Origin of the sequence: Xanthomonas sp. WHRI 8393 (assembly GCF_040203315.1) — a bacterium.
In the GTDB taxonomy this organism is placed as follows: domain Bacteria; phylum Pseudomonadota; class Gammaproteobacteria; order Xanthomonadales; family Xanthomonadaceae; genus Xanthomonas; species Xanthomonas arboricola.
Genome location: NZ_JBEGGL010000008.1, coordinates 43,509 through 66,854, shown reverse-complemented (window position 1 = coordinate 66,854; position 23,346 = coordinate 43,509). Strand labels below are relative to the sequence as shown.

The following is a 23,346-nucleotide window of genomic DNA, read 5'->3' as shown; positions in this document are numbered from 1 at the left end:
CGGCAGCGCAGCGCAGGCTCACGCCTCTACCGCACCGGCCTTGCCGTCTTCGACCACAAAGCGCTTCAACGTCGAGACGGTGGCATCGCGGTCGCGGCGGTCGGAGATGCCTTGCAGGCGCGTGTCCATCCGGCCCGGCGTCAGCGTCACCGAGACATAGCCGCGGGTTTCGCCTTCGGCGTAGTGCACGTGTGGATTGAGCGCCATGGTCTGTTGCAGCTCGGCGTTGCTCTGGCCGTCGGAGGTGACCGAGGTGCCGACGAATTCGGTGGCCAGCGTCGGCGAGTCGGGGTTGGCCGGATCGGCCTTCAGATCGGTGACCCAGTACGAATGGATGTCGCCGCCCCAGAACACCGGGTTGCGCAGCCGGGTCTTGGTAATTGCATCGAGCATGCGCGTGCGCGTGGCCGGGTAGCCGTCCCAGCCGTCGGTCCAGTGTCCGAACACGCCGTCGCGGCCGTGCTGCTGCATCGGTGCCACCAGCAGATCCTGCGCGATCACGTTCCAGCGCGCGGCCGACTGTGCGAAGGCGCCATGCAGCCAGTGCTCCTGTTCCCAGCCGAGCATGCTGCGGCGTGGGTCGGTGCGTTCGTGGCAACTGTCGTCCACCACATGTCCGCCGCGCCAGCCGTTGGCCTGCGGGCAGGGTTGTTCGCTGCGGTACTGGCGTCCGTCGAGCACATAGAAGCGCGCCAGCTGGCCGTAGTCCAGCGAGCGGTAGATGCGCATGTCGGCGCCATGCGGGCGATTGCGTGCGCGCAGCGGGAAGTGTTCGTAGAAGGCGCGGTAGGCGGCCGCGCGCCGGGCCAGGAAGGTGTCGACCGCAATCGACGGGTCCTGCGACCAGCGGTTGGCGTAATCGTTCTGCACCTCGTGGTCGTCCCAGGTCGCCACGCAGGCGCTGCTGGCGTGCAGCGCCTGCAGGTCGGGGTCGGTGCGGTACAGCGCATAGCGGTTGCGGTAGCCGGCCAGATCCAGGCACTCGCCGCTGCCATGCGGGCGCACGATCTTGTTCGCTGCCTCGCCGTGGTTGCTGTATTCGTAGATGTAATCGCCGAGGAAGAACACCAGGTCCGGCTGTTCGGCGGCCAGGTGGCGGTAGGCGCTGAAATAGCCCAGCTCCCAGTGCGAGCAGGACACAAAGCCCAGCCGTGCGGCATCCGGCAACTGGTGCGGCGCCGGCAAGGTGCGTGCGCTGCCGATGGCGCTACGCGCGCCCAGCGCCTGGAAGCAGTACCAGTACGGGCGATCGGCGGCCAGGCCGGCGACCTCCACATGTACCGCATGGCCCCAGGCCGGGCTGGCGACGGTCTGACCCTGGCGCACGATGTGGCGCATGCCCGGGTCGCTGGCCACCTGCCAGCGCACCTGCACCGGGGCGGTCAGCCCGCCGCGTCCATCCGGCTCCAGCGGGCGTGGCGCCAGCCGGGTCCAGATGACAAAGCCGTCGGCCAGCGGGTCGCCCGCGGCCACGCCCAGGGTAAACGGGTCCGGGCTGCCGCTGGCACGTGCGAACGGGCTGAGCAGCCCGGCGGCCGCCAGCCCGGCACCGGCGACGAGAAGACGGCGCCGGCTGTGATCCACGGCGGCAGCTGTGTTGCCGGGGCCAGGCAGGGGCGATGCGGAAGACGGGTCGATCAAAGACATGGGCATACAGGCGATCTGGCGAACGCGACCATAGTGCGACGGGCGCATGTCCGTTCAATGGCAGCGGCAGTGGTGTCGCTGTCGGCGCAGGCTTGCCTGCGTCATCGACTGCGGATGGTGGACATGGATACGGGTGTGCCACCGCGGCGGGTGACCCTGCCCACAGCGATGCCCGCACGCCGGTGCAGCGGCGGCTGTGGTGGGTGGCAGGCATTGCGGCACCGCAGGCCGGGACCTTGTGCTGGGCAAGTTCACGTACGTCGGCTTGCGGCCCACGCGCTCACGCGCCACGCATCGCCAACCTGCGCGGCACGCACCTGCACGCCAGCCAGCTGCGATAATCGCGGCATGAACGATGCCGCACTTCCCCCCGATGTAGCCGCTGCGCTGGCCAACGGCCTGCAGGCCCAATCCCTGGATGCGGCCTTCGCCGCGCCGTTGTTGCGCTATCTGACGCTGCTGGTGCGTTGGAACAAGACCTACAACCTCACCGCCGTGCGCGACCCGCGCGAGATGGTCACCCGCCATCTGCTCGATTCGCTGGCCATGCAGCCCTACATCGCCAGCGGCACGCTGGCCGATCTGGGCACCGGCCCCGGCCTGCCCGGCATCCCGCTGGCAATCACCCGCCCGCAGCTGCAGGTGACCTTGGTGGAAAGCAACGGCAAGAAGGCCCGCTTCATGCGCGAGGCGCTGCGCCAGCTGGCGCTGGGCAACGCACGCGTGGCCGAGTCGCGCGCCGAGGCGCTGGACGAGCCGGCCGCCTACGACCATCTCACCGCGCGGGCGCTGGACACGCTGGCCGGCATCATTGACGTCGGCGGCCACCTGCTGCGCCCGGGCGGCAGCCTGCTGGCGATGAAGGGCGTCTACCCGCACGACGAGATCGCCGCACTGCCCGCTGGCTGGACGGTGGGCGAGGTGCATCCGCTGCAGGTGCCGGGCCTGGACGGCGAGCGGCATCTGGTGGTGGTGCGCAAGGCAGGCTGAAGCGGCCGGCCTGTCCGGTCGCGCGCATTCACTCCCCACTCCCCAACCCCCAATCCCCGCGCTGGGACTTCCGGCCCATGGCAGCTGCGGCCCGGGCTGCCATGATCGAACGTTCGATCCGAACGCAGGCCGCCCGCACGTGACATCTCCTCTCGCCGCCGCTCTTTCGCTCGCCCTGCTGGGCGCAAGCTTCGCCGCCACCTCGGTGCAGGCCGCCGCACCGGCACCAGCGGCGCCCGCCACGCTGACCGCCGAGCGCCCCGCCGATGCGCGCTTCCGCGCCATCTACGAAAAAGAGTGGAACTGGCGCCAGGCCGAGACCGGCCAGGCCGACGAAGACAGCGACACCACCGGCGACAACACCCATCTACCCGATGTCGGCCCGGCCGCGCAGCAGGCGCGCCTGGCGGTATGGGACGGCGTGCTCGAGCAGCTCGACGGCATCGACCCGAAACAGCTCTCGCCCGCCAACCAGGTCAACTACGCCATCTACCGCCCGCAGGTGGAAAACCTCGCCGCCGAGGTGCGCCTGCGCCTGTACGAGATGCCGTTCAATTCGGACAGCTCGTTCTGGTCCAACCTCGGCTTCATGGCGCAGCGGCCGATGAAGACCGCTGCCGAGTACCGCGCCTACATCGCGCGCCTCAACGATGTGCCGCGCTACTTCGAGCAGCAGACCGCCAACATGCGCGCCGGCCTGGCGCGCGGGTTCAGCGTGCCGCGCGCGGTGCTGGATGGCCGCGACGTTTCCATCGCCACCGTGGCCGATGTCAAAGACCCGACCGCGTCCAGCTTCTACGCGCCGTTCAAGCAGCTGCCGGCGCAGATCCCCGCCGCCGAACAGGCGCAGTTGCGCGAACAGGCCAAGGCCGCGCTGAGCAATGCAGTGCTGCCGGCCTACAGCAAGCTGCTGAGCTTTTTCCGCGACGAGTACATGCCCAAGGCGCGCACCACGCTGGCGGCCGAAGCGCTGCCCGACGGCAAGGCGTTCTATCGCCAGCAGATCCGCGAATACACCACGCTGGACCTGACCCCGGAGCAGATCCACAAGATCGGCCTGGACGAGGTGGCGCGCATCCAGGCGCAGATGGACGCGATCATCAAACAGGTCGGTTTCAAGGGCAGCTTCGCGCAGTTCCTGAGCTTCCTGCGCACCGACCCGCAGTTCTATGCCAAGACTCCGCAGGAACTGCTCGATCGCGCTGCGTGGATTTCCAAGCGGGTGGACGGGCAGGTCGGCAGGTTCATCGGCACGCTGCCGCGCGGGCGCTTCACCATCAAGCCGGTGCCGGACGATATCGCCCCGTTCTGGACCGCCGGCCGCGGCGGCGCCACCACCTACTGGGTCAACACCTACAACCTGCCGTCGCGGCCGTTGTACAACCTGCCGGCGCTGACCCTGCACGAGTCCTCGCCCGGGCATTCGCTGCAGGGCTCGCTGGCGCTGGAGCAGGGCGACCAGCCGGCGTTCCGCCGCGAAAACTACATCTCCGCCTACGGCGAAGGCTGGGCGCTGTATACCGAAAAGCTCGGCCAGGAGATGGGCATCTACGAGACCCCATACGAGGAATTCGGCCGGCTCACCTACGAAATGTGGCGTGCCTGCCGGCTGGTGATCGACACCGGCGTGCACCACGACGGCTGGAGCCGCGAACAGGCGCTGGCCTACCTGCGCGAGCGCACCGCGCTGAGCGAGCACGAGGTCACCACCGAGGTGGACCGCTACATCTCCTGGCCCGGCCAGGCGCTGAGCTACAAGCTGGGCGAGATCAGCATCGTCAAGCTGCGTGCCGAGGCCGAACAGGAACTGGGCGACCGCTTCGACATCAAGGCCTTCCACGACGCGGTGCTGAAGCAGGGTTCGGTCACCTTGCCGGTGTTGGAGCAGCAGGTGCGCGCCTTCATCGCCGAGAGCAAGGCGCGCCCGGCAACGTCCAAGCCCAGCGCCGCCGCGCCCTGACCCTGGCCACCGGTCCGCTCCACGTAGGAGCGGACCCGGCCGCGACGCCGTCCCCGGCCCCGGTGCCGTCCTGGCCTCGATCCCAGTTCCAGGTAATCGTCGGCAGCTTCTCGCCCTCCCGGGCGCTGTCTGCAATCAACCAGCATGTAGGCGGAGTGCCATCGCGCTGACCAGGACGGCGTCGCGGCCAGGTCCGCTCCTACGACCGCCCGTGTTGCTGCGTCGCGCCCGCCTGTTGCGCCTGATGGCGCTGGCCAAACGGTCCGCTCCACGTAGGAGCGGACCCGGCCGCGACGCCGACGCCGACCCCGGTGCCGTCATGGCCTCGATCCCAGGTCCAGGTAATCGTCGGCAGCTTCTCGCCCTCCCGGGCGCTGTCTGCGATCAACCAGCATGTAGGCGGAGTGCCATCGAGCTGACCAGGACGGCGTCGCGGCCAGGTCCGCTCCACAACCGCCCGTGCTGCTGCGTCGCACCCGCCTGTTGCGCCTGATGGCGCTGGCCAAACGGTCCGCTCCACGTAAGAGCGGACCCGGCCGCGACGCCGTCCCCGACCCCGGCCCCGTCCTGGCCTCGATCCCAGTTTCAGGTAATCGTCGGCAGCTTCTCGCCCTCCCGGGCGCTGTCTGCGACCAACCAGCATGTAGGCGGAGTGCCATCGCGCTGACCAGGACGGCGTCGCGGCCAGGTCCGCTCCTACGATGCTGCGCGGCAGGCATGCGATTGTGTAACTGCCCTGGCCCCGATAGGCTGCGCCCATGCTGCTGCGTCGTGCCCGCCTGTTGCACCCCTTGCTGCGCCTGATGGCGCTGGCGGTGCTGGCCATGGGCGTACTGGTCGCACCGGTGGCCTGCGCGCTGGGCGATGTGCATGCGCTGGCGCACGACCAGATGCATCTGGAAGACACCGCGCCGCACGGCCATGACGGCGCCGACGAAGGCGATGCCGGCGAGCGCGATGGGGCCGGCCTGATGCACGCCCTGATGCATAGCGGCTACTGCCACGGCCAGAATCCGGCCGTCTTGCCGGCGCTGGCCTGGCTGCCGTTGTCCACGCACACGCAGGCCCAGCCCGTGGCCGTGCTCGCGTACTACCGCTCGCACCTGAGCGAGACCGGATTGCGTCCCCCGATCGCGGCCTGATGCATCGCCGGCGGCTGCCGGCCTGTCCATCGATCCCGATTCCGGAGACACCCTCATGTGGTTGCGACTGACGGCACTTGCCGTCTTCGCGGTCGTGCCGTGCGCCATGGCGCAGGACGTACCGCCCAAGCCCGTGCTGACCCTGGACGACGCCATCGCGCGCGTTGCCCGGCAGCACCCCGACCTGCGCCTGGCCGATGGTCAGCGCGCGGTCCTCACCGCCGACGCCGAGCGCGACGCGCTGCGTCCGCCGTTGCGCATCGGCGCCGAACTGGAAAACGTGTTCGGCAGCGGCCCGACCCGCGCGCTGGACCAAGCCGAACTCACCGTCACCCTGGCCGGCGTGCTGGAACGGGGCGGCAAGCTGGACGCGCGCCGCACCCTGGCCCAGGCACGCATCGACGCACTCGCCCCGCAGCGGGCGCTGGCGCGGCTGGACGTGCTGGCCGAAGTCGCCCGGCGCTATCTGGCCATCGGCATGGCCGCGCAACGGCATGCGGCCGCCTTGGAAATCCTGGCCCAGCGCCAACGCACCGTCAGTGCCGCGCGCCAGCGTCTGCAGGCCGGCGCATCGCCCGAATCGGTGCTGCTGACCGCCCAGGCCCTACAGGCGCGCGCGGAACTGGAGCGCGATCGCGCGCAGCAGGAACTGCTGGCCGCGCGCCGCCAGCTGGCGGTGTTGTGGGGGCAGCGCACGCCGGACTTCGGCGATGTCACCGGCGACCCATTGCAGCTGCCGGCGGTTCCCGAGTTCGAGGTGCTGGCGCAGCTGCTCGATGCCACCCCCGAACTGGCGCGCTTGAACGGTGAGCAGCGCGTGCGCGAGGCGCGGGTGCGCCTGGCACGCAGCCAGGCGCACCCGGACCTGGACTGGCAGGTGGGCGTGCGCCGGCTCGAAGCCAACGACGCCACCGCACTGCTGGGCAGCGTTTCGCTGGCGCTGGGCAGCGCCGCGCGTGCGCAACCGGAGATCCGCGCCGCCGAAGCGGAGCTGTCGTTGCTGGAGATCGAACGCCAATCGCAGGCACTGGCGCTCTACGCGACACTGGCCGACGCGCATGGCCGCTACCGCGCCGCGCAGCTGGAAGTGGCGCGCATGCGCAGCGATGTGCTGCCCGCACTTGCGCGCGCCGATGCCGCCGCCGAGCGCGCGTACCGCGCCGGCGCCACCAGTTATCTGGACTGGGCACAGCTGCAGGCACAGCGCAGCGATGCACGCCAGCAGCAACTGGCCGCCGCATTGGAAGCGCAGACCGCATTGATCGAAATCCAGCGCCTGACCGGGCAGCCGTTCGTGGCCGACAGCACTGCGCGGGTGGGGCCATGAGCGCTACCTCCGCTGCGCGTTTTCGCCCTGCCTGCCTGCATCCGCCTGGATCTGCTGCGTCGGTACCGGCCTCGGCGCTTGCAACCGCATCGGCATCCAGCAGTCGCCAAGCGCTGCGCGCGCCTACCGCGCGTACTGCACATCCAAGGCATCCGGCGCACACCTTCTTCGTTCGTTCGCCCGACGCACAGCGTCGGCGCCAACCAGGATTTTCTTCGATGACACGTTTTCTGCTCGCGCCGCTGTTGCTGGCGCTGCTGCTGGGTGGCTGCGGCCGCAACGGCGAACAATCGCATGACCACACAACGCCCGGTGCCGAGGGCGACGCCGACGCACATGGCGAGGAAGCCGAAAAAGGCACGCACGGCGGGCGCCTGCTCGAACAGGACGGCGACAGCGTGGAGCTGGCGATTGCCGAAGACGGCACGCCACCGACGTATCGTGCCTGGCTGTACCGCGACGGCAAACCCTTGCCGCCCAGCGCCGGCAGTGTCGAAGTGCGTTTGACCCGGCTTGGCGGTATCAACGAAGTGCATCGATTGCGCGCACGCGACGATGGCAGCCTGTTGGCAGACAGCACGGTCGGCGAGCCGCATTCGTTCGATGTGGAAGTACGCGCCACCGTGCAGGGCAGGTCGCATCGCTGGGCCTATCCCAGCTATGAAGGGCGCACCACCATCGCGGCGAAAATCGCGCAGGACGCCGGCATCCGGGTCGCGCCGGTCGGTCCCGGCAGTATCGCCGACCAGCACGAAGTGCAAGGCCTGCTGACGCCGGCAGAAGGTGCGCAGGCGCAGGCCACCGCACGCTTCCCCGGGCCGGTGCGCAGCCTGCGCGTCAACGTCGGCGACCAGGTGCGTGCCGGCCAGGTGCTGGCCACGGTGGAGAGCAACCTGAGCCTGACCACGTATTCGGTCAGCGCGCCGATCAGCGGCACCGTGCTCGCCCGCAATGCCAGCCTGGGCAGCAACGCCAGCGAAGGCCAGGCGTTGTTCGAGATTGCCGACCTGTCGAGCCTGTGGGTGGATCTGCACATCTTCGGTGCCGATGCCGGGCACATCACTGCCGGCGCACCGGTGACGGTGACCCGCATCAGCGATGGCGTGGTGGCGCAGACCACATTGGAGCGCGTGTTGCCGGGCACGGCCACCGCAAGTCAGAGCACGGTGGCGCGCGCGGTGTTGCGCAACGACGACGGCTTGTGGCGGCCGGGCTCGGCGGTGAAGGCGCGGGTGACGGTGGCGCAGCAGCCGGCGGCAATGGTAGTGCCGGTGGGGGCCCTGCAGCAGTTTCGCGACTGGGAGGTGGTGTTCGTGCGGGTGGGGGATGTGTACGAGGTGCGGCCGGTGAAGTTGGGCGCGCGCGATGCGCAGCAGGTGCAGGTGGTGTCGGGTCTGACCGCGGGTGACGCGGTGGTGGTGGAGCAGAGTTATCTGGTGAAGGCCGATATCGAGAAGTCGGGGGCGTCGCATGATCATTGACCGCTGCGCTTCCGGTTTGCGTCTGCCTCGACCGCAAGCGCGTGCTTGCGACCGGCTCGTCCATTATTCGGTGAAACGTTTTTTACGTCGTCCACGCACTCACTGCGCAGGCGATCATGCCTGCAACAGCGTGAGAATCTGTACTGCAAAGGTTCGACGTGTTGGGGTCGATCGCGATAGCGGCGAGGGTCGGGATCCTGGTTGCAGTGCCGCCGGCCGACGGCAGCACGCTGCGATTGCACAGGCGTCGTGCGTGCGTACGCACGCACTGATCGACGTGGCTGCGCACGCCGTTGCGCCGAGCGTGCGCGGAGGTGCGCGTCATGCTCACTAACATCATTCGGTTCGCGATCGCGCAGCGGTGGTTGATGCTGGCGTTGACGGCGGTGTTGATTGCGATCGGGGCGTGGAGTTTTTCGCGCCTGCCGATCGATGCCACGCCGGACATCACCAATGTGCAGGTGCAGGTCAATACGGCCGCGCCGGGGTACTCGCCGTTGGAGTCGGAGCAGCGGGTGACGTTTCCGCTGGAGACGGTGCTGGCGGGCTTGCCGGGGCTGGAATCCACGCGCTCGTTGTCGCGCTACGGCTTGTCGCAAGTGACGGCGGTCTTTGCCGATGGCACGGACCTGTATTTTGCGCGGCAACAGGTGGCCGAGCGGCTGCAGCAGGTCAAGTCGCAATTGCCGGCCGAGTTGGAGCCACAGCTGGGGCCGATCGCGACCGGGCTTGGCGAGATCTTCATGTACACGGTCGAAGCCAAACCGAATGCGCGCAAGCCCGATGGCAGTGCGTGGACGGCCACCGACCTGCGCACCCTGCAGGACTGGGTGGTGCGCCCGCAGTTGCGCAATGTGCCCGGCGTCACCGAGGTCAATACCATCGGCGGCTACGCGCGGCAGATCCACATCACCCCGGATCCGGCACGCCTGGTCGCCCTGGGTTTCACGCTGGACGATGTGGCGCGCGCGGTGGAGGCGAACAACCGCAACATCGGCGCCGGCTATATCGAACGCAACGGCCAGCAGTTCCTGGTGCGGGTGCCGGGGCAGGTGGACGATATCGCGCAGATCGGGGCGATCGTGCTGGATCGGCGCCAAGGCGTGCCCATCCGGGTGCGCGATGTGGCGCAGGTCGGCGAGGGACGCGAGTTGCGTACCGGTGCGGCCACCCAGGACGGCACCGAAGTGGTGCTCGGCACGGTGTTCATGCTGGTCGGCGCCAATAGCCGCACCGTGGCGCAGGCCGCCGCGCAGCGGCTGGAAGTGGCCAATGCCAGTTTGCCGGCCGGCGTGCAGGCGGTGCCGGTCTACGACCGCACCGCGCTGGTGGACCGCACCATCGTCACCGTCGCCAAGAACCTGATCGAAGGCGCGTTGCTGGTGATCGTGGTGCTGTTCCTGCTGCTGGGCAATGTGCGTGCGGCCCTGATCACCGCGGCGGTGATTCCGCTGGCGATGTTGTTCACCCTCACCGGCATGGTGCGCGGTGGCGTGTCCGGCAACCTGATGAGTCTGGGTGCGCTGGATTTCGGTTTGATCGTCGATGGCGCGGTGATCATCGTGGAGAACTGCCTGCGCCGCTTCGGGCAGGCGCAATTGCGCCTGGGTCGGGTGCTCGAGCGCGACGAGCGTTTCGAACTGACTGCCGAAGCCACGGCAGAGGTGATCCGGCCCAGCCTGTTCGGCCTGGGCATCATCACGGCGGTGTATCTGCCGGTGTTCGCACTCACCGGCATCGAAGGCAAGATGTTCCATCCGATGGCGATCACCGTGGTGCTGGCGCTGACCGGTGCGATGTTGCTGTCGCTCACTTTTGTCCCCGCAGCGATCGCCTTGTTGCTCGGCGGCAAGGTGGCCGAGCACGAAAACCGCGCGATGCGCTGGGCGCGCGGCGTGTATGCGCCCTTGCTGGATCGCGCGCTGCATCACGGCCGTTGGGTCGGTGTCGGTGCGGTGGTGGCGGTGGCGCTGTGCGCGGTGTTGGCCACGCGCCTGGGCAGCGAGTTCATCCCGAACCTGGACGAAGGCGACATCGCGCTGCACGCCTTGCGCATTCCCGGCACCAGCCTGGAGCAGGCCATCACCATGCAGTCCACGCTGGAAAAACGCATCAAGCAGTTTCCGGAGGTGGCGCATGTGTTCGGCAAGCTCGGGACTGCTGAAGTGGCGACCGATCCGATGCCGCCGTCGGTGGCCGATACGTTCCTGATCATGCATCCGCGCGCGCGGTGGCCGGACCCGCGCAAACCCAAGGCGCAGTTGGTGGCCGAGATCGAGGAAGCGGTGAAGCAGCTGCCCGGCAACAACTACGAGTTCACCCAGCCGATCCAGATGCGCATGAACGAGCTGATTTCCGGCGTGCGTGCGGATGTGGCGATCAAGGTCTACGGCGATGACCTGGACACGCTGGTCAAGCTGGGGCAGCGCGTGCAGGAAGCCGCCAGCACGGTGCCGGGTGCGGCCGACGTGAGTCTGGAGCAGGCCACCGGCCTGCCGATGCTGGCGGTGGTGCCCGATCGCGCCGCACTGGCCGGGTACGGGCTCAATCCCGGCGTGGTGCAGGACACGGTGTCGGCGGCGGTGGGTGGGCAGGCGGCCGGGCAGTTGTTCGAAGGCGACCGCCGGTTCGACATCGTGGTGCGCCTGCCCGAAGGCCTGCGGCAGGACCCGACGGCGTTGGCCGATCTGCCGATCCCGCTGCGTGGCGATGGCGAGCGCGCCGATGTCGACGAGTCCAGCCGCGCGGCCGGCTGGCGCAGTGGCGAACCGACCACGGTGCCGTTGCGTGAGGTTGCCAGGATTGAAACCGTCCTCGGCCCGAACCAGATCAATCGCGAAGACGGCAAGCGCCGCATCGTGATCACCGCCAATGTGCGCGACCGCGACCTGGGCGGGTTCGTCGCCGAGGTGCAGCAGCGTGTGCAGGCCGAGGTCGTGCTGCCCACCGGCTACTGGATCGGCTACGGCGGCACCTTCGAGCAACTGATCTCCGCCGGCCAGCGCCTGGCCTGGGTGGTGCCGGGCACCTTGCTGCTGATCTTCGCGCTGCTGTACTGGTCGTTCGGTTCGCTGCGCGACGCGCTGGTGGTGTTCAGCGGCGTGCCGCTGGCGCTGACCGGCGGCGTGGTGGCGCTGGCGCTGCGCGGCCTGGCGTTGTCGATCTCCGCCGGTGTCGGCTTTATCGCGCTGTCGGGGGTGGCGGTGCTCAACGGCCTGGTGATGATCGCCTTCGTGCGCAGCCTGCGGGCCGGGGGCATGTCGCTGGAGCAGGCGCTGCGCGAAGGCGCATTGAGCCGCCTGCGCCCGGTGTTGATGACGGCGTTGGTGGCCGCATTGGGCTTTGTGCCGATGGCCTTCAATGTCGGCGCCGGAGCCGAGGTGCAGCGCCCGCTGGCCACGGTGGTGATCGGCGGTATTGTTTCGTCGACCTTGCTGACCCTGCTGGTGCTGCCGGTGCTGTATCGCTGGCTGCACCGCGAGCGGGCGGGGAGTGCGGGCTAAGTGCTTGCGGCACATAGGAAAGCCGTGCATAATGCGCGGCTCGCTGTGCCCGGATCGCTCCGGATGGCGGCACCCAGCGCGATGGGGTTGCCGGCTTGTTCCCAGCGTAAGTACTTGATTCCCAACGTTGCGTGGCAGCTTGACGCTGTCGGGGCCGCCGCTCCCCAGGCTATGGGTGGCAATTCATTTATCGAGGTGCGTAATGTCCCGCGTATGCCAAGTGTCCGGCAAGCGTGTGCAGACGGGTAACAACGTCTCCCACGCAAACAACAGAACCCGTCGTCGCTTCCTGCCCAACCTGCATGAGCGCCGCTTCTGGGTCGCCAGCGAGAACCGTTGGGTGAAGCTCCGTGTCTCCGCGCATGCATTGCGCACCATCGACAAGAACGGGATTGATGCCGTTCTGAAAGAGCTGCGTGCGCGCGGCGAAAAGGTCTGAGGAGTAAGCAGTCATGGCAAAAGGCAAGCGTGACAAGATTCGTATGATTTCCTCGGCCGCTACCGGCCACTTCTACACCACGGACAAGAACAAGAAGAACACTCCGGGGAAGATGGAAATGATGAAATACGACCCGGTCGTGCGTAAGCACGTGATGTACAAGGAAGGCAAGATCAAGTAATCCACCGATTACCCGATCTGCATCCAGCCAAACACCCGCCGCAAGGCGGGTGTTTGCGTTTGGGGAGTGTTGCTGGGGGTAATCGCAACAATGGTCGGCGTGCACTCCCCCTTCCCTTTGGGAGAGGGGTTGGGGTGAGGGTACGGGGCGAAGCCACTTGCAAGCGAGACGTCGTTTTTCCGATTGCACGCACCGTTAGTCGTTGGCAGTTCGAGGCGAAGCAGCCGGCGTTTCACTTCTGAAGGCGCGTGGCGACGCGTTTGACATCGCAGACGGTGACCGCTCTGCGAGGCGCCACTCATCCGCCCCGGCGGGGCACCTTCTCCGGCAGGTAAGAAAGAGTTACAGCCCGCGCGCACGCAATTGCGCATCCAGGCGTGGATACACCCGTCGCGCATTGCCTTCGAATACCTTGCGCTTGTCGGCGTCGGAAATCGCCAAGGCATCGATGTAGCGCTTGGTGTCGTCGAAATACTGGCCGGTCTGCGGGTCGATGCCGCGCACCGCACCGACCATCTCCGAGCCGAACAGGATGTTGTCGATGTCGATGACCTCGAACAGCAGATCAATGCCGGGCTGGTGATACACGCAGGTGTCGAAGAACACATTGCGCATCACATGCGTGGACAGCGGCGGCTTGCCGAGCATGTCGGCCAGGCCGCGAAAGCGACCCCAGTGATACGGCACCGCGCCGCCGCCGTGCGGGATGATGAAGCGCAAGTCCGGGAAATCAGCGAACAGATCGCCTTGGAGAAACTGCATGAACGCGGCGGTATCGGCATTGAGATAATGCGCGCCGGTGGCGTGGAAGTTGGCGTTGCAGCTGCCCGACACATGCACCATCGCCGGCACGTCGAGCTCGACCATCTTTTCGAAGAACGGATACCAGGCGCGATCGGTCAATGGCATGCCGTTCCAGTGGCCGCCGGATGGGTCGGGATTGAGATTGCAGCCGACAAATCCGAGTTCGGTGACGCAACGTTCCAGCTCGGCGATCGACTGGGCGATCGGCACGCCCGGCGACTGCGGCAACTGACACACGCCGATGAAGGTCTGCGGATACAGCTGCACCACGCGCGCGATCAGGTCGTTGCAGTGACGCGTCCACACCTGGCTGACCGCTTCGTTGCCGATGTGGTGCGCCATGGTGCTGGCGCGTGGCGAAAAGATCGTCATGTCGGCACCGCGCTCGCGCAACAGGCGCAGCTGGTGCTGTTCGATGCTTTCGCGCAATGCGTCGTCGGAGATGGACGGATACACCGGCGCGGGCAGGCTCGGGTCGTCGTACTGCGCGATCTGCGCCTTGCGGAAGGCATCGTGCGCTGCGGGCGCGGTGGTGTAGTGGCCGTGGCAGTCGATGATCATGGCAAGGGTCTTGTTGAGGTGGCGGGATCGGTGAGCAAACGACCACGTACGCGGAAGGCGGACCCACCCGGTGCCCGGAACCTGCAGGTGCCCACATAGGTTGCGACTTACGCATGGATGCTCACGCGCACGTCGCTGCGGCACGCAGTATCGGCCACGCCGCGCGGCAGGCGCAGGTCGTGGGCCGGGCATGGCCGATGGCGATCGATCCAGCGTGGTGGCGCATCCATCCGCTCAGCCATACAACTGCCCATCGAACAGCTTGCGTGCAGTGCGCAGCACGGCGGTGCGCACCACCTCGCCGTGCGAATCGACCGTGATCACGCAACTGCTCGCGCCGCTGGGATGCTCGACCTCCAGCTGCTGGGTGGTGCCGCCAGGCAGCTGCGCCAGAGCATGCGCGGGCGAGCCGGGCAGCAGGCAGGCAGTGGCCACGGTGACGGCGCCGAGCACGCCGACCGAGGCGTGGCAGCGGTGCGGAATGAACGAGCGCACGCTGATCGCGCCGCCATGGCGCGGTGCGGCGACCAGCATCATCTTGGGCACGGTGGCGTCGGCAACATCGCCTAGCTGCATCAACGGGCCGGCCCGCAAACGAAGCGATTCCAGGCGGGTTTTCAGTGCCGCATCTGCATCGAGAGTGTTGCGGTCTTCGTAACCGCTGATGCCCAGATCGCTGGCGCGCAGCACCACACAGGGCATGCCGTTGTCGATCAGCGTGACCTCCACGCCCTCCAAGGTGTCGACCCTGTTGCCGGTCGGCAGCAAGGCGCCACACGAGGAGCCGGCGATGTCGGCAAATGCCAGCGCAATCGGCGCAGCGGTGCCGGGCACGCCGTCGATGCGGGCGTCGCCGTCGTAGCGTACCTGGCCACCGGGCGTCTGCACGCTGGCGGTGGCCAGCGTGCCGGTGTTGCGCATGAAGATGCGCACCTCGGTTTCGCCATCGCGTGCCGGCAGCAGGCCACGTTCCAGTGCGAACGGCGCAACGCCGGCCAGCATGTTGCCGCAGTTCTGCGCGTCGCTGACCTGTGCCTGGTCCACCGACACCTGCAGGAACAGATAGTCCACGTCGGCATCGGCGCGTGCCGAGCGCGACACGATCGCGACCTTGGAGGTCAGCGGGTCGGCGCCGCCCATGCCGTCGATCTGGCGGACATCCGGCGAGCCGTAGGCGCGCAGCAGGAAGGCATCGCGTGCGGCGCGTTTGCTCGGCAACTCGTCGGCCAGGAAAAAGCCGCCCTTGGAGGTGCCGCCGCGCATCCACATCGCGCGGACGTGCTCAGACATAGCGCAGGCCCTTGGCCGCCAGCCGCTCGCGCATCGCGTAGATGTCCAGGCCCAGTTCGCCGCGTGCCAGGCGCTCGCGTTTGCGCAGTTCGCGCGCTTCGCGTGCCTGCGCTTCGGCCAGCACCGCGTCGGCGCTGGCGCGCGGCACCACGCACACGCCGTCGTCGTCGGCCACCACCACATCGCCCGGCTGCACCAGCGCATCGGCGCAGACCAGCGGCACGTTGACCGAGCCCAGCGTCTCCTTGATGGTGCCCTGCGCGCAGATGGCGCGGCTCCAGGCCGGGAACTGCATCGCCGTGAGGTCGCGCACATCGCGTACCCCGGCATCGATGATCAGCCCGCGGCAGCCGCGCGCCTGCGCCGAGGTGGCGAGCAGGTCGCCGAAATAGCCATCGCAGCAGGCGCTGGTCGGGGCGACCACCAGCACATCGCCGGGATGCAGTTGCTCGATGGCCACATGCATCATCCAGTTGTCGCCGGGCGGGATCGACACGGTGACGGCGGTGCCGGCGATGCGGCAGCCGGCATAGATCGGGCGCAGGCGATGGTGCAGCAGGCCGCTGCGCCCCTGCGCCTCGTGCACGGTGGCTACGCCGGCCTGCGCAAGCCCGTCGACGACGGCCAACGGGGTGCGCGCGATCCGGGTGACGACCTGGCTCATCCATCCATCCTCGTTAGGCGTGCACCGAGTCTGTGCGGCGAGCGCCTGCTGGCTCAAGATTCATTTGAGGTATGCATATTGGTTTTGCTTATAGTTAGAGCATGCCGCCGACTCCCGAGCCGAACCTTCGCCATCTTTACGCCCTGGTGGTGGTGCACCGGCTGGGCAGCATCAGCGCGGCCGCGCCGCAGGTGAATCTGTCGCAACCGGCATTGACCCAGGCGGTGGCGCGGCTGGAACAGCAGCTCGGCGTGCGCCTGTTCGAGCGGCATCCGGGCGGCATGGTCGCCACCGAGGCCACGCAGTTGCTGGTGCCGCGCGTCGCGCGGGCGTTGGAGCAACTGGGTCGCGGCACCCGGGTGGCGCGGCGGGCGTTGCGGTTGCCGGCCCGGCCCGGCCTGGAGCGACGGGTCTCGCTGGGGCAACTGCAGGCGCTGGTCGCGGTGGATGTGGCCGGGAGTTATTCGCTGGCGGCGGCGCGCGCCGGGGTCTCGCAACCGGCCATCTACCGCGCGGTGCAGTCGCTGGCCGATGTGATCGAGGTGCCGCTGACGGTGCGCCGCGGCAAGACCATGCAGGCCACGCCGGTGGCCACGCGGCTGCTGCGGCAGGTGCGCCTGGCGCTGGCCGAATTGCGTGCCGGCCTGGACGAAGTGAGCGCGTTGCGCTCGCAGCACGCCGGCCGGATCGCACTGGGAGTGATGCCGCTGGCGCGGGCGATCCTGCTGCCGCAGGTACTGGCGCGGTTTGTGCGCGCGCATCCCGGTGCCAGCGTCAACGTGGTCGAAGGCCCGTATGACGAATTGCTGGCGCATCTGCGCGAGGGCGGGCTGGACTTGCTGATCGGTGCGCTGCGCGAGCCGTTGCCGGTGCGCGATGTGCTGCAGGAGCCGTTGTTCGACGACGAGCCGGTGATCGTGGCGCGCAGCGGGCACCCGCTGGCCGGGCGCGCCTACGTGTTCGCGCAGTTGCTGGAGTACCCCTGGGTGATCGCCACCACCGGCACGCCGGTGCGCGCACGCTGGGAGTGCATGTTTCGCGATCAGGGCGTCGAGCCGCCGGCGCTGCGCATCGAATGCGGCGCGGAGCTGACCATCCGGGGGCTGTTGCTGGAAGGCGACTGGCTCACGCTGATGTCGCGCGACCAGTTCCTGTTCGAGCGCCGCGCCGGCTTGTTGTGCGAGATCGGCCGCGCCGGGCCGCAGCTGCGCCGCCAGATCGGCATGACGCTGCGCAGCGACTGGCATCCCACCCGCGCGCAGTCGGCATTCGTGCAGACGCTGCGGCAGGTCTGTGCCGAGCGCGTGCAGCCGGCCGATGCGCAGGGCGGGCCGTTTCGCTATTGCGCGCCGATCGACGCGCCCGCCCCGTTGCGTTCACGCACCGGGCGGTCAGAATCGGAGCCTTCTTGAGAACGGATCGCTGATGCTGCCTGACTGGTTGCAAGGGACCTGGCTGTTGGCACTGGACTGGGCGATTCGCCTGGCCGCGCTGTTGTGGATTCCGGCCCGCACCACGCCGGGCGCGGCACGCAGCTGGTTGCTGCTGATCGGCTTCGTGCCGGTGGTCGGCCTGCCGCTGTATCTGCTGTTCGGGCATCCGTGGCTATCGCGGGTGCGGGTGGAACGCCAGGCCACTGCCTCGCAGGTGATCCGCGAGCAGCAACTGCCGCTGCATGCCTTGCGCTGGACCCCGCAGGCGGACACCAGCAGCGCCGAGGTGGTACCGCTGATCGAACGCCAGGGCGATTTCATGCCCACGCTGGGCAATGCGGTGGACTTGCTGGACGACTACACGCAGTCGCTGCAGGCCTTGATCACCGCGATCGACATGGCGGAAAAGCGCGTGCATCTGCTGTATTACCTGATGTTCGACGATGCGGTGGGCGATGCGGTGGTCGCCGCGCTGCTGCGTGCCGGTGCGCGCGGCGTGCGCTGCCGCGTGCTGCTGGATGCGGTGGGCGCCAAGCGCGGTCTGCGCCATTACCGCAAGCAGCTGCAGGCTGGCGGGGTGGAGGTGCTGGCGGTGTTGCCCGGTGGCCTACGCTGGCGCCGCAGCGGGCGCATGGATCTGCGCAACCACCGCAAGATTGCGGTGATCGACAACCAGGTGGGCTTTGTCGGTTCGCAGAACCTGGCCGAGGCCGGGTTCATCGACGGGGTGCCCAACCGCGAGCTGGTGGCGCGCGTGCGCGGGCCGGTGGTCAATCATCTGGAAGCGGTGTTCGCCAGCGACTGGTTCACCGAAACCGGGCAGCGCCTGGACGTATGGCCGGACGCACCGGTGTGCGAGGCCAACATCGCCACGCAGCTGCTGCCCAGCGGGCCGGCGTATCCGTTCGAGAATGCGCGCGATGCGATCAACGCGGTGATCCATCTGGCGCGGCGCAAGGTGGTGCTGGTGACACCGTATTTCGTCCCCGACGAAGCCTTGCTCAGTGCCTTGCGCATTGCCGCGGTGTCTGGCGTGGATGTGCAGCTGATCCTGTCGGAGAGCAACAACCAGATCCTGGCGGCCTGGGCGCAGGAGGCGTATTTCGAGGAGCTGCTGCGCTGCGGGGTCAAGATCGCGCTGTATCGCCCGCACTTCCTGCATGCCAAGCACCTGAGCATGGACGAGGACATCGCACTGGTCGGCTCGATCAACCTGGACATCCGCTCGTTCGCGCTCAATGCCGAGATCGGCATGCTCTGCTACGACCAGGGCGTGGTGCAGCGGCTGCGTGCGATCGAGCAGGATTACCTGGCCAACGCACGTCAGCTGGAGCTGGAGCAGTGGCGCACGCGCCCGGCCTGGCGCCGCAGTCGCGAGGGCATTGCGCGGCTGGCCGATGCATTGATGTAGCGGCCTTACGTCAGTCCAGGCGCATCACCTGGAAGACGTTGCCCTCCGGGTCGCGGCCGTCGTACATCTGGTACGCAAAGCCGGCGTAGCGTTTGAGCTCGCCCACCGGTACGCCTGCGCTGCGTAATTGCTCGCGGTGGGCCGCCAGGTCCGAGGTGATGGCAAAAACCAGCTTCGTGGTGGAGCCGGCCACCGCTCGTGGCGGATCCGATGCCGGCAACTGGCGGTACCTGTCGCCGACCAGGTGCAGCGCCAGCTCGATCTGCCCTGCGGCCAGGACGACCCACTGATCGGCGATCTCTTCGCGGACGGGGAGTGAGAAATGGGCCTGGTAAAAGGCCTTGATTGCCGCGACATCGTGGACATAGATGATGAGCCTGACCAATGCAACAGACATGCTGTGGGCCTCCCAGGGCCTTTGCCGAGCGTGCGCAGCCAATCGTAAGCGCTTGTGATGCCGGGCGCGCGGAAACTTGGCAAGCCCGGGGCCGGCCGGCGAGGCGCCTGCGCAGCCAGGACACGGCGATCGGGGGTCCGGCGCAGCCATCGCCTACAATGCCGCAATGAACCCAGTGCGTGATTCCGGCGATGCAACGATCGCCATCGTCGGCGGTGGCGCATCCGGTGTGCTGGTGGCGCTGCAGCTGTTGCGTCAGGCCGCCGCGCCGCGACGGATCGTGTTGATCGAGCCGCATCCGTTGCTGGGCGAGGGGGTGGCGTATTCCACCACGCGTCCCGAACACCTGCTCAATGTGCCGGCCGCACGCATGAGTGCGCTGGTGGATGCACCGCAGGATTTTGTCGACTATCTGCGTACGCACGCATGTTGCCCGGAGCTGGACGATACGCAGCTGCGGCAGCAGTGTGTCGGGCGCAGGCATTACGCCCCGTATCTGCACGATCGTCTGCAGGCCGCGCGTGCAACCAGCGCTGCCGCCCTGATCGTGCGTACCGCACGCGTACAGACCTTGCAGCCCAACGCAGACGGTGCGCTGTTGCATCTGGACGACGGGCACACGCTGCAGGCCGCCGCCGTGGTGCTTGCGGTTGGTAACGCGCTGCGCCCGTTGCCGTTGCGTGGCGCCACCGGCCTGTCGGCAACCCAGCGGGTGGAAGCCTGGGATACCGAGGCGGTCGCCGCGTTGCCGCAGGACGCGGCGGTGTGCATCGTCGGCTCGGGACTGAGCATGGCCGACACGGTGGTGACGCTGGCCGCGCAGGCGCATCGCGGGGCGGTGCACGTGGTGTCGCGGCATGGGCTGCTGCCGTTGCCGCAGGCGCACTGCGTTGCGGCCGACTTCGATCCGCAGCCGTTGCTGGCGCTGTCGCTGCGTGCACGGATGCGTAGCTTGCGGCAGCACGCGCGGGTAGCGATGGCGCAAGGCCTGCCCTGGCAGAGCGTGATGGAGCGTGTGCGCCCGCTGAGTCAGGCCCTGTGGCAAACGCTGTCGGCTGCCGACCAACGCCGCTTCCTGCGCCACGTGGTGCGCTATTGGGATGTGCATCGTCACCGCATCGCCGCGCCGGTGCATGCGCAACTGCAGGCGATGCGCGCGCGCGGACAGTTGCAGCTGCATCGCGCGCGGCTGGATGTAGCGTTCCAGGCCGGCGCCTGCGTGCGGCTCAGTGCCGGCGCCAGTGCCGGGCATGCCTTGCAGCTGGATGTGCAGACGCTGGTCAACGCCACCGGCGTGGAAATGCGCGTGCAGGCGATGCGCAACCCGCTGCTGCAGCAGCTGCTGGGGCAGGGCATTGCGGTGGCCGGGCCGCATGGGATCGGGGTGGATACCGCTGCCGATGGCTGTCTGATCGACGCCGAGGGGCGCGCCAATCCGCGGTTGCGGGTGATCGGCAGCCTGCGGATCGGGTCGTTGTGGGAGAGCCTGGCAGTGCCGGAGCTGCGTGGGCAGGCTGCGGCGATTGCGCCGGATGTGTTGGCATTGCTGGGGCGGTGAGGGGCCATTGTTCCCTTCTGCCGCCGGGAGAAGGCGGCGCGTAGCGCCGGAGGAGGGCGCCTCAGACATCTACCCGTGCCTGCAGTGACAAACGCGTCGCCACGCGCCTTCGGAAGTGATGCACCGACTGCTTCGCCCCGTACCCTCACTCCAACCCCTCTGCCGCTGGGAGAGGGGCTTACTCCCTTGTCCCACCGGGAGAAGGTGCCCCGCAGGGGCGGATGAGGGTGCGTGCGAAACCCCGCATTCCCAACCGCTTCATCGCAATCTCAGCCGCAGCGACGTCACAACCGGTAAAATACGGCGGTGGATGTCTCTCATTTGCTCGATCATTTAAACCCCGCCCAGCGCGAGGCCGTTTCCGCGCCGCCGGGGCATTACCTCGTGCTGGCCGGCGCCGGCTCCGGCAAGACGCGCGTGCTGATCCATCGCATTGCCTGGCTCAACGAAGTCCAGGGCGTGCCCAACCACGGCATCTTTGCGGTGACCTTCACCAACAAGGCCGCCGGGGAAATGCGCCACCGCACCGACCTGCAGCTGCGCAACGGCAGCCGCGGGATGTGGATCGGCACCTTCCATGGGCTGGCGCACCGGTTGTTGCGCCTGCACTGGCAGGATGCGCGGCTGCCGGAAGGCTTCCAGGTCATGGACAGCGACGACCAGCTGCGGCTGGTCAAGCGCGTGGTGCAGGCGCTGGAGCTGGACGAGGGCAAGTATCCGCCCAAGCAGATGAGTTGGTGGATCAACGAGCAGAAGGACGAAGGCCGCCGTCCGCAGCATATCCAGCCCGAGCCCAACGACGACTGGACCGAGGTACGCCGGCAGGTCTACGCCGCCTACCAGGAACGTTGCGACCGCTCCGGCCTGCTCGATTTCGCCGAGTTGCTGCTGCGCGCGCACGAACTGCTGCGCGACACCCCGGCCTTGCTGGCGCATTACCGTGCGCGCTTCCGCGAGATCCTGGTCGACGAATTCCAGGACACCAACGCCATCCAGTACGCCTTCGTGCGCGTGCTGGCCGGCGAGACCGGCCACGTGTTCGTGGTCGGCGACGACGACCAGGCCATCTACGGCTGGCGCGGCGCCAAGGTCGAGAACGTCCAGCGCTTCCTGAAGGATTTCCCCGGCGCGCAGACCGTGCGGCTGGAGCAGAACTACCGCTCCAGCGCCAATATCCTGGGCGCGGCCAATGCGGTCATCGCGCATAACCCGGACCGTATCGGCAAGCAGCTGTGGACCGATTCCGGCGACGGCGATCCGATCGACCTGTATGCGGCCTACAACGAGGTCGACGAGGCGCGCTATGTGGTCGAGCGCGCGCGGCAGTGGGTGCGCGACGGCGGCAGTTATGGCGAAGTGGCGGTGCTGTATCGCAGCAACGCGCAGTCGCGCGCGCTGGAAGAAGCGCTGATTTCCGAGCAGCTGCCGTACCGCGTGTATGGCGGCATGCGCTTTTTCGAGCGTGCCGAAATCAAGGATGCGCTGGCGTACCTGCGTCTGCTCACCAACCGCAGCGACGATGCCGCGTTCGAGCGCGCGGTCAATACGCCCACGCGCGGCATCGGCGATCGCACGCTGGATGAAGTGCGCCGCCTGGCACGCGCCAACGCCTTGTCGCTGTGGGAAGCGGCGATGCTGTCCACGCAGGAAAACACCCTGGCCGCCCGCGCCCGCAACGCGCTGGCCACGTTCCTGAGCCTGGTCGGGCAGCTGCATGCCGAAACCGGCGACATGGAACTGGCCGAACGCATCGACCATGTGCTGATGCGCTCGGGCCTGCGCGAGCATTGGGCCAAGGAAAGCCGCAGCGGGCTGGATTCGGAATCGCGTACCGAGAACCTGGACGAACTGGTGTCGGTGGCCTCGCGCTTCACCCGCCCGGACGATGAAGACAGCCAGGGCATGACCGAGCTGGTGGCCTTCCTGGCCTACGCCTCGCTGGAAGCCGGCGAAGGCCAGGCCCAGGCTGGCGAAGAAGGCGTGCAGCTGATGACGCTGCATTCGGCCAAGGGCCTGGAATTCCCCATCGTGTTCCTGGTCGGCCTGGAAGACGGCCTGTTCCCGAGCGCGCGTTCGCTGGAAGAAAGCGGCCGGCTGGAAGAAGAGCGCCGCCTGGCCTACGTAGGCATCACCCGCGCGCGCCAGAAGCTGGTGCTGTGTTACGCCGAATCGCGGCGCATCCACGGCCAGGACAACTACAACGTGCCCTCGCGCTTTCTGCGCGAGATTCCACGCGAACTGCTGCACGAAGTGCGCCCGAAAGTGCAGGTCTCGCGCACCGCCTCGCTGGGCGCGGCCCGCGGCGGACCGGTGCATGGCGTGGTCGAAGCCGCACCGATCAAGCTCGGTGCCAATGTCCAACACCCCAAGTTCGGCGGCGGCGTTGTCGTGGACTACGAGGGGGCCGGTGCGCACGCGCGTGTGCAGGTGCAATTCGATGACGACGGCGCCAAGTGGCTGGTGATGGCGTACGCCAATCTGACGGTGGTGTAGGCGTTTCTTCTGCTACGGGGAGACGCACTGTGGTGGCCGCTGCTGATTGGACAACGAGGCTTTCC

General features: G+C 68.0%; 17 protein-coding genes. 12 read left to right on the top strand and 5 right to left on the bottom strand.

What is annotated here, in order from left to right:
- Positions 1–18: 18 nt before the first annotated feature.
- Complete coding sequence (locus ABQ137_RS19345; RefSeq protein ID WP_184616085.1) at positions 19–1,647, bottom strand: alkaline phosphatase D family protein; 1,629 nt, start codon at positions 1,645–1,647, stop codon at positions 19–21.
- A gap of 348 nt (positions 1,648–1,995) precedes the next feature.
- Here ABQ137_RS19345 and rsmG point away from each other — a divergent pair, with 348 nt between their 5' ends.
- The 8 genes from rsmG to rpmG all read left to right on the top strand — a co-directional run bounded on the left by rsmG (position 1,996) and on the right by rpmG (position 12,670).
- Complete coding sequence (rsmG, locus tag ABQ137_RS19340) at positions 1,996–2,637, top strand: 16S rRNA (guanine(527)-N(7))-methyltransferase RsmG (protein ID WP_016901826.1); 642 nt, start codon at positions 1,996–1,998, stop codon at positions 2,635–2,637.
- A gap of 139 nt (positions 2,638–2,776) precedes the next feature.
- Entirely contained in the window at positions 2,777–4,597 is a 1,821-nt protein-coding gene (locus ABQ137_RS19335; protein ID WP_184519906.1) for a DUF885 domain-containing protein, read from the top strand.
- Positions 4,598–5,355: 758 nt separating this feature from the next.
- Positions 5,356–5,739, top strand: coding sequence for a hypothetical protein (locus tag ABQ137_RS19330; RefSeq protein WP_016902720.1), 384 nt, complete (start codon positions 5,356–5,358; stop codon positions 5,737–5,739).
- Positions 5,740–5,794: 55 nt separating this feature from the next.
- Positions 5,795–7,066, top strand: coding sequence for a TolC family protein (locus ABQ137_RS19325; RefSeq protein WP_184519910.1), 1,272 nt, complete (start codon positions 5,795–5,797; stop codon positions 7,064–7,066).
- Between the two features lie 218 nt (positions 7,067–7,284).
- Entirely contained in the window at positions 7,285–8,547 is a 1,263-nt protein-coding gene (locus tag ABQ137_RS19320; protein ID WP_184519913.1) for an efflux RND transporter periplasmic adaptor subunit, read from the top strand.
- Positions 8,548–8,870: 323 nt separating this feature from the next.
- Positions 8,871–12,050: an efflux RND transporter permease subunit gene (locus ABQ137_RS19315; RefSeq protein WP_349783389.1), complete on the top strand. Its 3,180-nt coding sequence runs from the start codon at positions 8,871–8,873 to the stop codon at positions 12,048–12,050.
- A gap of 202 nt (positions 12,051–12,252) precedes the next feature.
- Entirely contained in the window at positions 12,253–12,489 is a 237-nt protein-coding gene (gene rpmB / locus ABQ137_RS19310; protein ID WP_002809459.1) for a 50S ribosomal protein L28, read from the top strand.
- A 13-nt stretch (positions 12,490–12,502) separates the two neighbouring features.
- A complete protein-coding gene (gene rpmG / locus ABQ137_RS19305) occupies positions 12,503–12,670 on the top strand; it encodes a 50S ribosomal protein L33 (protein WP_002809462.1) in 168 nt (55 codons plus the stop codon).
- 342 nt (positions 12,671–13,012) lie between these two features.
- Here rpmG and ABQ137_RS19300 read toward each other — a convergent pair whose 3' ends face one another.
- The 3 genes from ABQ137_RS19300 to ABQ137_RS19290 all read right to left on the bottom strand — a co-directional run bounded on the left by ABQ137_RS19300 (position 13,013) and on the right by ABQ137_RS19290 (position 15,989).
- A complete protein-coding gene (locus ABQ137_RS19300) occupies positions 13,013–14,035 on the bottom strand; it encodes an amidohydrolase family protein (RefSeq protein WP_349783388.1) in 1,023 nt (340 codons plus the stop codon).
- A 234-nt stretch (positions 14,036–14,269) separates the two neighbouring features.
- Entirely contained in the window at positions 14,270–15,325 is a 1,056-nt protein-coding gene (locus ABQ137_RS19295) for a 4-oxalomesaconate tautomerase (protein WP_349783387.1), read from the bottom strand.
- Positions 15,318–15,989, bottom strand: a complete 672-nt coding sequence (locus tag ABQ137_RS19290; RefSeq protein WP_349783386.1) for a 4-carboxy-4-hydroxy-2-oxoadipate aldolase/oxaloacetate decarboxylase — start codon at positions 15,987–15,989, stop codon at positions 15,318–15,320. The genes ABQ137_RS19295 and ABQ137_RS19290 overlap by 8 nt, the downstream gene beginning before the upstream one ends.
- 101 nt (positions 15,990–16,090) lie before the next feature.
- Between ABQ137_RS19290 and ABQ137_RS19285 the strand changes: the two genes are divergently transcribed.
- Both ABQ137_RS19285 and cls read left to right on the top strand, forming a co-directional pair.
- Complete coding sequence (locus ABQ137_RS19285) at positions 16,091–17,401, top strand: LysR family transcriptional regulator (protein WP_349783385.1); 1,311 nt, start codon at positions 16,091–16,093, stop codon at positions 17,399–17,401.
- 13 nt (positions 17,402–17,414) lie between these two features.
- Positions 17,415–18,833 (top strand): cardiolipin synthase, encoded by a 1,419-nt coding sequence (cls, locus tag ABQ137_RS19280; RefSeq protein WP_024937554.1) that lies wholly within the window; start codon positions 17,415–17,417, stop codon positions 18,831–18,833.
- Between the two features lie 10 nt (positions 18,834–18,843).
- On the opposite strand, the gene ABQ137_RS19275 is transcribed toward cls, so the two are convergent.
- Entirely contained in the window at positions 18,844–19,230 is a 387-nt protein-coding gene (locus ABQ137_RS19275; protein WP_046345067.1) for a VOC family protein, read from the bottom strand.
- Positions 19,231–19,396: 166 nt separating this feature from the next.
- Here ABQ137_RS19275 and ABQ137_RS19270 point away from each other — a divergent pair, with 166 nt between their 5' ends.
- Positions 19,397–20,788: an FAD/NAD(P)-binding protein gene (locus ABQ137_RS19270; RefSeq protein WP_349783384.1), complete on the top strand. Its 1,392-nt coding sequence runs from the start codon at positions 19,397–19,399 to the stop codon at positions 20,786–20,788.
- Between the two features lie 306 nt (positions 20,789–21,094).
- Complete coding sequence (uvrD, locus tag ABQ137_RS19265) at positions 21,095–23,281, top strand: DNA helicase II (RefSeq protein WP_184519928.1); 2,187 nt, start codon at positions 21,095–21,097, stop codon at positions 23,279–23,281.
- Positions 23,282–23,346 lie beyond the last annotated feature (65 nt).